This is a genomic window from Streptomyces sp. NPDC001108 (assembly GCF_053598535.1).
Window position 1 is genome coordinate 1 of record NZ_JBSFKL010000006.1, and the last position, 12,728, is coordinate 12,728.

10 protein-coding genes are annotated in these 12,728 nt (G+C 71.9%); 6 read left to right on the top strand and 4 right to left on the bottom strand.

The annotated features are described in order from the left end of the window. The first annotated feature begins 188 nt into the window (after positions 1-188). Positions 189-1,487, top strand: coding sequence for a DUF6986 family protein (locus ACWC97_RS15435; RefSeq protein ID WP_450649657.1), 1,299 nt, complete (start codon positions 189-191; stop codon positions 1,485-1,487). A gap of 35 nt (positions 1,488-1,522) precedes the next feature. Here ACWC97_RS15435 and ACWC97_RS15440 read toward each other — a convergent pair whose 3' ends face one another. Next, on the bottom strand, positions 1,523-2,551 hold the full coding sequence (locus tag ACWC97_RS15440) for a LacI family DNA-binding transcriptional regulator (RefSeq protein WP_450649659.1): 1,029 nt from the start codon (positions 2,549-2,551) through the stop codon (positions 1,523-1,525). 182 nt (positions 2,552-2,733) lie between these two features. Between ACWC97_RS15440 and ACWC97_RS15445 the strand changes: the two genes are divergently transcribed. Next, positions 2,734-3,690, top strand: coding sequence for an ROK family protein (locus ACWC97_RS15445; RefSeq protein ID WP_450649661.1), 957 nt, complete (start codon positions 2,734-2,736; stop codon positions 3,688-3,690). A 127-nt stretch (positions 3,691-3,817) separates the two neighbouring features. On the opposite strand, the gene ACWC97_RS15450 is transcribed toward ACWC97_RS15445, so the two are convergent. Beyond that, positions 3,818-5,863 carry an NPCBM/NEW2 domain-containing protein gene (locus tag ACWC97_RS15450; protein WP_450649663.1) on the bottom strand — a complete coding sequence of 682 codons (2,046 nt, stop codon included), beginning with the start codon at positions 5,861-5,863 and terminating at the stop codon, positions 3,818-3,820. Positions 5,864-6,128: 265 nt separating this feature from the next. On the opposite strand from ACWC97_RS15450, the gene ACWC97_RS15455 reads away from it, so the two are divergent. The 4 genes from ACWC97_RS15455 to ACWC97_RS15470 all read left to right on the top strand — a co-directional run bounded on the left by ACWC97_RS15455 (position 6,129) and on the right by ACWC97_RS15470 (position 10,443). Continuing rightward, the gene (locus tag ACWC97_RS15455; RefSeq protein WP_450650084.1) at positions 6,129-7,418 is read left to right on the top strand and encodes an ABC transporter substrate-binding protein; all 1,290 of its coding nucleotides are present in this window, start codon (positions 6,129-6,131) and stop codon (positions 7,416-7,418) included. Between the two features lie 85 nt (positions 7,419-7,503). Continuing rightward, positions 7,504-8,379, top strand: coding sequence for a carbohydrate ABC transporter permease (locus ACWC97_RS15460; protein WP_385212679.1), 876 nt, complete (start codon positions 7,504-7,506; stop codon positions 8,377-8,379). After that, positions 8,376-9,293: a carbohydrate ABC transporter permease gene (locus tag ACWC97_RS15465; RefSeq protein ID WP_450649664.1), complete on the top strand. Its 918-nt coding sequence runs from the start codon at positions 8,376-8,378 to the stop codon at positions 9,291-9,293. The genes ACWC97_RS15460 and ACWC97_RS15465 overlap by 4 nt, the downstream gene beginning before the upstream one ends. 112 nt (positions 9,294-9,405) lie before the next feature. Beyond that, positions 9,406-10,443, top strand: coding sequence for an NUDIX domain-containing protein (locus ACWC97_RS15470; protein ID WP_450649666.1), 1,038 nt, complete (start codon positions 9,406-9,408; stop codon positions 10,441-10,443). Here ACWC97_RS15470 and ACWC97_RS15475 read toward each other — a convergent pair. Continuing rightward, on the bottom strand, positions 10,402-11,112 hold the full coding sequence (locus tag ACWC97_RS15475; RefSeq protein WP_450649668.1) for an MBL fold metallo-hydrolase: 711 nt from the start codon (positions 11,110-11,112) through the stop codon (positions 10,402-10,404). The genes ACWC97_RS15470 and ACWC97_RS15475 overlap by 42 nt on opposite strands. A 103-nt stretch (positions 11,113-11,215) precedes the next feature. Further along, a complete protein-coding gene (locus ACWC97_RS15480; protein WP_352281143.1) occupies positions 11,216-12,580 on the bottom strand; it encodes a dipeptidase in 1,365 nt (454 codons plus the stop codon). Positions 12,581-12,728: the final 148 nt, after the last annotated feature.

Here is a 12,728-nt window from a genome sequence, read left to right on the forward strand (position 1 = left end):
GAGATCAACGCCCGCAAGGGCTGACATCCCCCGGGACGGCGAACGGGTGCGGGGCCGCGCGGTACACACCGCACGGCCCCGCACCCGTTTCCCGTCACCATTGACGCAGGTCCGGGCGCCTTATAACTTCACTATACGGATTGTTGATTCCGGGAAGCGGAAACGGCGTGACTGTGAAGGGTGTGGAAATGGGTCAGCAGGAGAAGGTGGCAACGAGCCTCGCCGGTGCGGTCAGCGAGGAGATCAGTGCTTCCCTCACCTCGGTCGACGCCGAGCTCGCGCGCCGCTACCCGGGCGACCCGGGCACCCGCCAGCCGGTCCACACCGTCTACGTCCCCGGCGACGCCTTCGCCGCCGGCACCCTCCGGTCCTGGGGCGACCAGGCCCTGGCCGCCCTCGACGAGCACGCCCCCGACGCCGCCTCCTTCGCCGCCGTCCTCGGCATCCCGGAGGAACTGGCCGGGCCCGTCCACGACCGGGTCCGGGCCAAGCTGGAGCGCGAGCCGGTCGAGGACCTGCGCATCGACTTCGAGGACGGATACGGCCCCCGCCCCGACGCCGAGGAGGACGCGACGGCGGCCCGCGCCGCCCGACTGGTCGCGGAGGCGTACGCGAACGGCACGGCGGCCCCGTACATGGGCATCCGGATGAAGTGCATGGAGGCCGCCGTCCGCGACCGGGGCATCCGTACCACGGATGTCTTCCTCACCGGCCTGATGGAGGCCGGCGGTCTGCCCGAGGGGCTCGTCCTCACCCTGCCCAAGGTGACCTACCCCGAGCAGGTCACCGCCTTCGTCCGGCTCCTCGAAGCCTTCGAGCGGGCGCACGGGCTGCCCGACGGGCGGCTCGGCTTCGAGATCCAGATCGAGACCAGCCAGTCCATCCTCGCCGCCGACGGCACCGCCGCCGTAGCCCGCATGATCGACGCGGCCCGGGGGCGGGCCACCGGTCTGCACTACGGCACCTTCGACTACAGCGCCTGCGTCGGCGTCAGCGCCGCCTACCAGGCCAGCGACCACCCGGCCGCCGACCACGCCAAGGCCGTCATGCAGGTCGCCGCGGCGGGCACCGGCGTACGGGTCTCCGACGGCTCCACCAACGTCCTGCCGGTCGGCCCCACCGAGCGGGTCCACGAGGCGTGGCGGCTCCACTACGGCCTCACCCGCCGCGCCCTGGCCCGCGCCTACTACCAGGGCTGGGACATGCACCCGGCCCACCTGCCGACCCGCTACGCGGCCGTGTACACCTTCTACCGCGAGGGCCTGGAGCAGGCCGCCGCGCGGCTCGCCGCGTACGTGGCCAAGGCCGGCGGCGACGTGATGGACGAGCCGGCCACCGCCAAGGCGCTCAGCGGCTACCTCCTGCGCGGCATCGACTGCGGCGCCCTCGACGTCGCCGAGGTCGCCCGGCTGACCGGTCTGACGCGCGAGGACCTGGACGGCTTCGCCTCGCCCCGCCGGGCCGGCCTCACCGTCACCGCGCCGTAGCGGGTCCTTTGCGAGGGCCGCACCGGCCGCGTGGCTCAGGCGGGCGGAAGCTCGCCCGAGCCTCGCGGCACGAGCCGGGTCGGCAGCTCCACCCGGGCCGGGGCGTGCCCCGCTCCGTCGAGCCGGCGGAAGAGGTGCTCGGCCGCGGTGCGCCCGGCGGCCGCGGCGTCCTGGGACACGACGGTGATGCCGAGCAGGTCGGCCAGCTCGATGTCGTCGAAACCGACCAGGGCGACACGGCGCTTCAGCTCGGCGAGGACCCGCACCACCGTCACCGTCACCCGGTTGTTGCCCGCGAAGATCGCGGTGACCGGCTCGGGGCCGGAGAGCATCCGCTCGGCGGCGTCCCGCACTCGCGCCGGGTCGGTCGGGCCGAGCGACACCCAGGCGTCCCCGGCCTCCGTACCCGCCTCCGCCAGCGCGGCACGGTAGCCGCGCAGCCGCTCGGCGGCGGTGTGGATGTGCGGCTGGTCGCCGATGAAGCCGATCCGGCGGTGCCCGTGCGCGATCAGGTGTGCGACGCCCTCGCGGGCGCCGCCGAAGCTGTCGCACAGGACGGTGTCGGCGTCGATGAGGCCCGCCGGGCGGTCCACGAAGACGGTGGCGACGCCCGCCCTGATCTCCGGTTCCAGATAGCGGTGGTCGTCACCGGCCGGGATCACGATGAGCCCGTCCACCCGGCGGGCGCACAGTGCGAGCACCAGCTCCTGCTCGCGCTCCGGGTCCTCGGCGCTCGACCCGTTGATGAGCAGGGCGCCGTGGGCCCGCGCGACCTCCTCCACCGCGCGGCTCAGCGGTCCGTAGAACGGGTCGGCGAGGTCCTCCAGGACCAGGCCGATCGAGGCGGTGCGGCCCTTGCGGAGCACCCGCGCGCTGTCGTTGCGGCGGAACCCGAGCGCCTCGATGGCCTCCTGGACCCGGCGCTCGGTGTCGGACGTGACGCCCGGCTCGCTGTTGACCACACGGGAGACCGTCTTGAGGCCCACTCCGGCGCGGGCGGCCACGTCCTTCATGGTCGGCCGGTTGCCGTAGCGGGACTCGGGGTGACGGGCGGTCTCGGCCACGGTGCGCTTGTCCTGTTCTCTGGTGCGGACCGGCCGGCTCCCGCACGGGCGGTGCCAGGGAGCGGGCCGGGTCGTGTGCGGTCGAGCATAGGCCCTGGACAACGTTGTCAGCGGCAGGGAGACTGAGCCGGACCGTTTCCGGAAGCCGCAGGTCCCCGCCCCCTACCCACGGAGCCGTACCCATGCCATCCGATCTCGTCGCCGCGCTGGACATCGGCGGCACCAAGATCGCCGGAGCGCTGGTGGGCGGCGACGGCACACCGGTGGTCCGGGCGCGGCGTCCTACGCCGGCCCGGGAGGACGCCGGGACGGTGATGGGCGCGGTCGCGGAGGTGCTGGCCGAGCTGACCGGATCGCCCCGGTGGGCGCGGGTGACGGCGGTCGGCATCGGCAGCGCGGGCCCGGTCGACGCCTCGGCCGGTACGGTCAGCCCGGTCAACATCCCCGGCTGGCGCGGATACCCGCTGGTGGAGCGGGTGGCCGGGCTGGTCAGCGGGATGCCGGTCCGGCTGGTCGGCGACGGGGTCGCGATGACCGCCGCCGAGCACTGGCTGGGCGCCGCCCGGGGGTACGGCAACGCGCTGTGCATGGTCGTGTCGACCGGCGTCGGCGGCGGGCTCGTACTTGACGGCAGGCCGCACCCCGGCCCCACGGGCAACGCCGGACACATCGGCCATGTGAGCGTGGAACTGGACGGCGACCCCTGCCCCTGCGGTTCGCGCGGTTGCGTCGAGACCATCGCCAGCGGCCCGAGCATCGCCCGCCGGGCGCTGGCGGACGGCTGGCGGCCCGGACCGGACGGCGACACCTCGGCGGCCGCCGTGGCCGCCGCCGCGCGGGCGGGCGACGGGGCGGCGCTGGCCTCCTTCGAGCGTGCCGCCCAGGCGCTGGCCGCCGGGATCGCCGCCACCGCCGCCCTCGTCGAGATCGACATCGCGGTGGTCGGCGGGGGAGTGGCCGGTGCGGGCGACGTCCTCTTCGTACCGTTGCGCCGGGCGCTGGCCCGGTACGCCACGCTCTCCTTCGTCCGCCGGATCGAGGTGGCCCCGGCGGTGATGGGGGCCGACGCGGGCCTGGTGGGCGCTGCGGCGGCGGCCCTGGGGGCGGGACCGGACGGCGGGCCCGCCGCCCGCGGCTGACCGGTCCGCCGTGGTGCGGTGCACGGGACTCGTCCGGGCGGGCCCGCGGATGTCCGGTTCCGGGGCACGGGGATGCGCCGGGCGGGCTCCGGGGCGCACGGTACGCGGCAGCCCGCCCGGCCATCCGTCAGCAGGTGATCCGCAGATCCGCCCAGTCCGCGTGGTCGGAGTCGGTGCCGTCCCCGCCGTCGGTGACGACCAGGCGCACCACCCGCGCGCCGCCCACGTCCGCGGCGATCGGCTGCGCGGGCATCGCGTTGGTCAGCACACCGGTGGACGCGGCCGTGCTGTCGTCGGCCCGGATCTCGAAGGCGACCGATCCCTTGGCGCCCTTCTCGTCGTCCACGCCGACCCGCGCCGTCACCGTGGAGCAGGCCCCGCCCGTGTAGAACTCGACGGAACTGTGGGCGTGCACACCGAGCCCCTTGGCGAAGACCGTGCCGCCGATCGTCATCGGGTTGCCGTCGCCCGCCGCGCTCTCCCCGTTGCTGGTGTCCCGCTCCACGGGGCCCCAGCCGTTGCTCGCGGAGAGCCGTGGCAGATCGCTCAGAAAGCTGGTGCCCGCCGGGGGCGCGACCACCACATGGGCGCCGAGCGGGACGGCGGACCGCGCGCGGGTCCCGTTCGGCGCCCTGTAGCGGACGTCGAGCGTCAGACCGTACGCGCCGGCGGGGGTGGACGCCGGGGCCGTCACCCGCCAGCGGGTGGTGAGGGAGCGGCCGGTGGGCAGGGCGGGCGCGCCGGTCGGCGACACCGCCTCCACCCGCCAGCCCGAGGGGCCGTCCAGCCGGGCCGTCACCGCCTTGGCCGGGGTGCGGCCCAGGTCGGTGACGGTGGTGGTCAGGGTGGTGGTGCGGCCGGCCTCCAGCAGGGGCGCGGAGTCGATCCCGAGCCCGACCGCGGGCGGGTACGCGGCCCAGCCGTCGTCGGCGGCCACCCGCAGCAGCACGGTGCCGTGGGCCGGGACGGTCGCCGCCAGGGCGCCCGCCGTGTTGTACGTCCGGTGCTCCCACAGGTCGCGCACCGTGTAGCCGTCGGCCTTCGGCAGCCCCGCCCCGGCTGCGGTCGTCGCGATGTGCTGGGCGCTGTCGGTCTCGTTGAAGAGGGCGACCGCGCGGCTGCCGTCCGCCATCTCCTTGGCGACCACCCAGCGTCCGTCGGTCGAGGACAGCACGGTGCCCTGCTTGCCGAGCGGGTCCTGGTCGACCGCGACGACCTCGCGGTTGGAGAGGATCTCGTAGGTCTCCGCGCTCGCCCCGCGCAGGTCGGAGCCGATGAGCAGCGGTGCCGCCATCACGGACCACATGGAGAAGTGCGTGCGGTACTCGGTGTCCGTCATGCCGCCGTTGCCGACCTCCAGCATGTCCGGGTCGTTCCAGCGGCCGGGTCCGGCCGCCGCGGCCAGTGGCAGGTTCTGCTTCATGATCGACAGCATGCTGCCCCAGCTGTCGTTGATGTCGCCGGTGGTGCGCCAGAGGTTGCCGACCTCACCGGCCCATTCCCAGGGCTTGTTCTGGCCCCATTCGCAGATGCTGTAGACGATCGGGCGGCCGGTCGCCTCCAGCGCGTCCCGCATCGTCCTGTAGCGCTGCCTGGCGTCGACGCCCTGGTTGTTGCAGTTGTCGTACTTGAGGTAGTCGATGCCCCAGTCGGCGAACTGCCGCGCGTCGCTGTACTCGTGGCCCAGCGCGCCCGGGAGGCCGACGCTGTCGCAGGTCCTGGTACCGGCGCTGGTGTAGATGCCTATCTTGAGTCCCTTGGAATGGACGTAGTCCGCGACGGCTTCGATGCCGTTCGGAAAGCGCTTCGGGTCGGCCTCCAGCTTTCCCTCCGCATTGCGCTGCGGTGCGGCCCAGCAGTCGTCGAGATTGATGTACTGATATCCCGCGTCCTTGAGGCCCTTCTCGACGAAGATGTCGGCGATCCCCTTGATCATCGACTCGTCGAACTCCGCCCGGCAATGCGTGGAGTTCCAGTTGTTGAATCCCATGGGCGGGGTGAGCGCAAGGCCGTTTCCGGACTGCGGGGCGACGGCGCGGTGCGGCGCGGGGGAGTCCGCGGCGCCGGCGGGTACGGCCGTTCCCGCCGCGCACAGCAGCCCGGCCGCCAGCGCTCCTGCGGCCCGGCGGGCCGCCCGAGCGGTTCGGGTTGTACGGGTTGGAAGATGACGCATCGTCACGTTCCTCCACACTCGCATGATCGGATGGCGTCATGTGCACGCCAATGAGTGCGATTACGTTAGGGCGTGTTGGAGTCTGTTGGAAGGGGAGTGGCGCCAGTTAACTGGCATCTCGTCAAAACCCTTGACGGCACGAATAGTTGGGGGTGAGATCCAAGCGCACGTTCGGTTGTGTTGGGTTGCATCTCCGAGGGAGTCGGGCATGACGCAGTCTGATGACGGCAGGTACACCGTGCCGGGAAGTGTGGCGGGACACCGGATGTCCCGGCGGAGTCTGCTGCGGGGTGCGGCCGTCGGTGCCGGAGCCGTGGCGCTGCCCGCACTGCTGACCGCCTGCGGCAGCGGGCCCGGCGGCGACGGAAAGACGATCACCCTCGGGTCGAATTCCTCCGATCCGGTCCCGAAGAAGGCATTCGCCGACGCCTTCGCCGCGTACGAGGCGCAGTCGGACGGGCGGAAGGTGAAGGTCAACACCGTCGACCACAACACCTTCCAGGAGAACATCAACCGATATCTGCAGGGCAAGCCGGACGACGTCTTCATGTGGTTCGCCGGAAACCGGATGCAGTTCTTCGCCGAGAAGGGTCTGCTGCACGACATCAGCGATCTCTGGCAGGAATACGAGGGCTTCTCCGACGCGCTGAAGGCCCAGTCCACCGGGGCCGACGGAAAGCAGTACCTCACGCCGTACTACTACTATCCGTGGGCCGTTTTCCACCGCAAGAGCCTCTTCGCCGACCGCGGCTACCAGGTGCCGAAGACGCTCGACGCGTACGTGGCGCTCGCCCGGCAGATGCGGAAGGACAAACTGGACCCGATCGCCTTCTGCGACAAGGACGGCTGGCCCGCCATGGGCACCTTCGACTACATCGACATGCGGACCAACGGCTACGCGTTCCACAAGAGCCTGATGGCCGGCGAGGTGGCCTGGACCGACAGACGGGTCAGGGAGGTCTTCGACACCTGGCGGCGGCTCCTCCCGTTCTGCCAGCCCGGCGCCAACGGCCGTACCTGGCAGGAGGCGGCCGCCGGCCTCCAGAAGAAGGAGGCCGGCATGGGCGTCTTCGGACTGCCGCACCCCGGCGCCCAGTTCCCCAAGGACGAACAGGACGACCTCGACTTCTTCCCCTTTCCCGTCATCGCACCGGAACACGGGCAGGACGCCGTCGAAGCGCCCATCGACGGGTTCCTGCTGGCCGCGAAGTCGAAGAACCTCAAGAACCGCAAGACCCTGGAGAGCGCCAAGGACCTGCTCAGGTGGCTGGCCACCGGAAAGGCCGAGGACATCTACCTGAAGAGCGACCCGAACAACATCGCGGTCAACGACCGGGCGGACATCTCCGCGTACTCGCCGATCCAGAAGAAGGCGGTGGAACTCGTCTCCGGGGCGAAGCAGATCTCCCAGTTCCTGGATCGGGACACCCGGCCGGACTTCGCCTCCACGGTCATGATCCCGGCGATCCAGCAGTTCATCAGCGACCCGAACGACGTGGACGGACTGGTCAACAGCATCGAACGGCAGAAGAAGTCCCTCTTCGCCGCGGGATGACCCCGGCCCGCCCCGACACCATCCGACCGAACCTGGAGCCCCGACCGTGTCGTTGAACCCGGCCCGGCGCGCCGGACGGCGGTCCATGCGGCGGTTCACCGGCCGCGACCTCGCCGTACTCGGTGTGCTGCTCGGCATGCCCGTCCTGCTCGACATCGTTATCGTCTGGGGGCCGACCCTCGCCTCCGTGGCCCTCTCCTTCACCGACTGGGACGGTGTCGGGGACATCGAGTGGGCCGGTACCCGGAACTACGAGAACCTCTTCACCAACTACCCGCCGTTCTGGCCCGCGGCCCGGCACAATCTGCTCTGGCTCGCCTTCCTCGGCCTGGTCGCAACCCCGTTCGGCCTGCTGCTGGCCGTACTCATCGACCGGGGCGTGCGCTTCAGCCGCTTCTACCAGTCGACGCTGTACATGCCCGTCGTGCTCTCGCTGGCCGTGGTCGGCTTCATCGCCCAACTGGTCTTCTCCCGCGACCAGGGCGCCCTCAACGCCGTCCTCGGGGACACGGCCTCGCCCACCGACTGGCTCGGCGACCCGGACCTCAACATCTGGGTGGTGCTCCTCGCCGCCGCCTGGCGGCACACCGGCTACGTGATGATCCTCTACCTCGCCGGGCTGAAGGCCGTCGACCCCTCCCTCAAGGAGGCCGCCGCGATCGACGGCGCGGGCGAGGCCCAGACCTTCTTCCGCGTCGTCCTGCCCACCCTGCGCCCGGTCAACGTCATCGTCGGCGTCATCACCGTCATCGAGTCCCTGCGCGCCTTCGACATCGTGTACGCCGTCAACCACGGCCGCAACGGACTCGAACTGCTCTCGGTGCTGGTCACCGACAACATCATCGGCGAGGCCGGCCGGATCGGCTTCGGCTCCGCCATCGCCGTGGTCCTGCTGCTGGTCTCCCTGGGCTTCGTCGTGACGTACCTCGTCCAGGAGTACCGAGGGGAGAAGAACCGTTGAGCGCCCCGGCCGCCCCCGCCCCCGCCCGACCCGGCCCACCGGTCCGGGCCGCCCGCCGCCGCTTCCGCCCCGGCCGCGTCGGCGTCCACCTCTTCCTGACCGCGGTCTCCCTCGCCTTCCTCGCCCCGCTCCTGCTCGCGGTGTACGCCTCGCTGCGGCCGTACGACGAGACCTCGGAGCACGGCTACTTCTCGCTGCCGCGCCACCTCTCCCTGGACTACTACCGGCAGGCGTTCACCGATTCCGGAATGACGAAGTACTTCGTCAACACCCTGCTCATCGCCGTTCCCGGGGTGCTCGTCACACTCTTCCTCGCATCGTTCGCGGCCTTCGCGCTGGCCCGGCTGCACATGCGCGGCAGCCTCGTCCTGCTCATGTTCTTCACCGCCGGGAACCTGCTGCCCCAACAGGTGATCGTGACCCCGCTGTACGTGCTGTTCAACCGCGTCCCGCTGCCGTACTGGATGTCCGACTCGATGACGATGTACGACTCCTACTGGGCCGTCGTCGCCGTGCAGATCGGCTTCCAGCTCGGCTTCTGCGTCTTCGTCCTGGCCAACTTCATGCGCACCCTGCCGCAGGAGATCCTGGAGGCGGCCGTCGTCGACGGAGCGGGCGTGTGGACCCGGTACTGGCGGATCACCCTCCCGCTGTGCCGCCCGGCCCTGGCCGCGCTCGGCACGCTCCAGTTCACCTGGATGTACAACGACTTCCTGTGGGCGCTGGTCTTCATCTCCGACGGGGACAAGCTCCCCATCACCTCGGCGCTGAACAACCTCAGGGGGCAGTTCTTCACCGACTACAACCTGCTCGCCGCCGGATCGGTGATCGTCGCCCTGCCCACCCTGGTGGTCTTCCTGCTGCTCCAGCGCCACTTCATCGCGGGTCTCACCCTCGGCTCGACGAAGGGCTGAGGGGCCCGGCCGCCGCCGTCGGTCCCGTCCGGGAGACAACCGCCGCCCCGGCCGGGTTTTCGCGGCGGGGTGTTGCGGGCAAGCCTCAGGGGGCTACGGAAGAGGGGGAACCGTGATCGTCTGGGTGAACGGCGCGTTCGGCGCGGGCAAGTCGAGCGTCGCGCGTGAACTGATCGATCTGATCCCGAACAGCACCTTGTACGACCCCGAGCTCGTCGGCGCGGGGCTGCGGCAGCTGCTGCCCCAGAAGAGACTCGCCGAGGTGACCGACTTCCAGGAGCTGCCGATCTGGCGCCGCCTGGTCGTGGACACCGCCGCGGCGCTGCTCACCGAGGTGCCCGGGGTTCTGGTGGTGCCGATGACCCTGCTGAGACAGGAGTACCGCGACGAGATCTTCGGCGGGCTGGCCTCCCGGCGCATCCCCGTGCACCATGTCCTGCTCGCACCCGAGGAAACGATCCTGCGTGCGCGGATCGCCGAACGGGTGGAGGACCCCGACGACCCGGAGCACAGCGAACGGGTACGGCAGTGGGCCTACCAGCACATCGAGCCCTACCGGGCGGCCCTCGGCTGGCTCACCCGGGACGCGCACCTCATCGATTCCGGGGCGCTGACCCCGTACGCGACGGCCGAGCGGATCGCCGAGGCGGTCGGCGACGGCACCGCCGCCCCGTGCGAGATCGTCCAGACCCCCGAGCCGACCGCAGAGACCGTGGCCGCCGGGGTGCTGCTCTTCGACGAGCACGACCGCGTGCTGCTCGTCGACCCGACGTACAAGCCCGGCTGGGAGTTTCCCGGCGGGGTGGTGGAGTCCGGGGAGGCGCCGGCCCAGGCCGGTATCCGCGAGGTGTTCGAGGAGATCGGCATCCATCTGGACCGGGTGCCCACGCTCCTGGTCATCGACTGGGAGGCGCCCGACCCGCCCGGATTCGGCGGGCTGCGGCTGCTCTTCGACGGCGGGCGGCTCACCGGGGCGGACGCCCGGCGGCTGCTCCTCCCCGGTTCCGAACTGCGCGGCTGGCGGTTCGTCACCGAGGAGGAGGCGGCCGACCTGCTGCCGCCCACCCGGTACGCACGGCTGCGCTGGGCGCTGCGGGCCCGGGAACGCTCAACCGTGCTCAACCTGGAGGCCGGGATCCCCGTCGGCTGAGGCGCGCAGCACCGCCGCCGCGCCCCCGGCCACCGGATCGCCGTGGCCGAAGCAGACCGTGTCCGGCTCCAGCGCGGCCAGCCGCCGGAAGGAGGCCAGGGCCAGGTCCGGGTCGATGTTGAAGACACCGAGCATCACCCGGCCGACCCCGGCCACGCAGTCCCCGGTGAACAGCACACCGTGTTCCGGCAGATGGATCCCGATCGAGCCGGGGGTGTGGCCCGGGGCGTGCACCACCCGGGCCCCGCCGCCGAACCCGAGCACGTCCCCGTCGGCCAGTTCGCGGTCGACCCGGGTCGGCGGGGCGGCGGGGACGGTCCGCGTCCGCTCCCACAACGGGCGTTCCCAGTCCAGGAGCACGGGGGCCGCCATCGTCTCCTCGCCCCGGATCACCGCCGCGTCCGCGCCGTGCGCGAGGATCTCGGCACCGTGCCGGTCGGCGAGTTCCCGCGCGGCGCCGTAGTGGTCCTCGTGCCCGTGGGTGACGACGATCCGGGAGACACGGCCCGGGTCCAGGCCCAGTTCGCGTATCCCGGACTCGATCGCGGGCGCGGCGTCGGCGTCGCCCGCGTCGATCAGCGTCAGATCGGAGCCGTCACGCCACAGATAGGCCTGACCGATGGAGAAACGGAACATGTGCAGCCGGGGAAGCACTTCGACGAGGTCCATGCCGCGAACGTACGTCTCCGGCCCGCCTCGGGACCCCGTTCTACGCTCTCGGCGAGCTTCGCCGAACGCGTAGCGGGACCCGGAACGGGCCGGCCGGGGGCGGTCAGCCCTGCTTGGACTCCGCGTAGTTCCGCAGGAACAGGGCCTCGGCGAGGGAGAGCCGCTCCAGCTCCTGGGGCGACACGCTCTCGTTCACCGCGTGGATCTGCGCCTCGGGCTCGCTCAGCCCGATGAGCAGGATCTCCGCCTCGGGGTAGAGGGCGGCGAGGGTGTTGCAGAGCGGGATCGAGCCGCCCATCCCGGACGTCTGCATCTTCTCGCCGGGGTACGCGAACTCCATCGCCCGCGCCATGGAGGTGTACGCGGGGCTGGACGTGTCCGCCCGGAAGGGCTGGCCCTGGCCGACCTGCTCCACCGAGATCCTGGCCCCCCACGGGGTGTGCGCCCTGAGGTGGGCGGTCAGCAGTTCCGTCGCCTCGACGGCGTCCTGGCCCGGCGGGACCCGCAGGCTGATCTGGGCCCGCGCGCTCGCCTGCACCGAGGGCGTGGCCCCGAGCACCGGCGGGCAGTCGATGCCGATGACGGTGACGGCGGGCCGGGCCCAGATGCGGTCGGCGACCGTGCCGGTGCCGATCAGCCCGACCCCGTCGAGCACCTTCGCGTCCTTGCGGAAGTCGGCCTCCGGGTACTGGAGTCCGTCCCACTCGGTGTCCTGGGCGAGCCCGTCGACGGTCGTCGTGCCGTCCTCGGCGCGCAGCGACGCCAGCAGCTGGATCATCGCGGCCAGGGCGTCCGGGGCGGCGCCGCCGAACTGCCCGGAATGCAGGTTGCCCTCCAGGGTGTCGAGGGTGACCCGCAGCATCGTCATGCCGCGCAGCGTCGCGGTGACCGTCGGCAGCCCGACCCGGAAGTTGCCGGTGTCGCCGATGACGATGGTGTCGGCGGCCAGCAGTTCGGGGTGCGCCTCGGCGTACCGCTCCAGACCGCCGGTGCCCTGCTCCTCGGAGCCCTCGGCGATCACCTTGACGGAGACCGGCACGCCGCCGTTGGCCCGGAGGGCGCGCAGCGCGAGCAGGTGCATGATGAAGCCGCCCTTGCAGTCGGCCGCGCCGCGCCCGTACCAGCGGCCGTCGCGCTCGGTCAGCGTGAACGGCGGGGAGAGCCAGGCGGACTCGTCGAGCGGCGGTTGCACGTCGTAGTGCGCGTACAGCAGCACGGTGGGGGCGCCGGCCGGGCCGGGCAGGAAGCCGTAGACCGAGCGGGTGCCGTCGGGGGTGTCCAGCAGGGCGACGTCCTGGAAGTCCTCGGCGCGCAGCGCGTCGGCGACCCAGTCGGCCGCCGCCTCGCACTCGCTCTTCGGGAACTGCGCGGGGTCCGCCACCGACTGGAAGGCCACCAGCTCGGCCAGCTCCGACTTGGCGCGGGGCATCAGCGAGGAGATGGTCTCGGCGATCGGACGGGCGGTCATGGGCACGCTCCTCGTGGGTGCGACGTTATCTGGACGAATCCGGCCGCATGCGCACCGAGTGTGCGGCGTCGCACGCAGGACGAACGTACGGTCGATCCTCCCACAGCGGGGGCCGGGGGAGACGCGCCGTAGGATGCCGTGAGCAGCA

What these genes read in the sequence shown, in the direction of transcription:
- ACWC97_RS15455 (WP_450650084.1), top strand. Translation starts at nt 6,129, where the DNA reads ATGTCCCGGCGGAGTCTGCTGCGGGGTGCGGCCGTCGGTGCCGGAGCC.
- ACWC97_RS15460 (WP_385212679.1), top strand. Translation starts at nt 7,504, where the DNA reads ATGCGGCGGTTCACCGGCCGCGACCTCGCCGTACTCGGTGTGCTGCTC.
- ACWC97_RS15435 (WP_450649657.1), top strand. Translation starts at nt 189, where the DNA reads ATGGGTCAGCAGGAGAAGGTGGCAACGAGCCTCGCCGGTGCGGTCAGC.
- ACWC97_RS15475 (WP_450649668.1), bottom strand. Translation starts at nt 11,112, where the DNA reads ATGGACCTCGTCGAAGTGCTTCCCCGGCTGCACATGTTCCGTTTCTCC.
- ACWC97_RS15480 (WP_352281143.1), bottom strand. Translation starts at nt 12,580, where the DNA reads ATGACCGCCCGTCCGATCGCCGAGACCATCTCCTCGCTGATGCCCCGC.
- ACWC97_RS15450 (WP_450649663.1), bottom strand. Translation starts at nt 5,863, where the DNA reads ATGCGTCATCTTCCAACCCGTACAACCCGAACCGCTCGGGCGGCCCGC.
- ACWC97_RS15445 (WP_450649661.1), top strand. Translation starts at nt 2,734, where the DNA reads ATGCCATCCGATCTCGTCGCCGCGCTGGACATCGGCGGCACCAAGATC.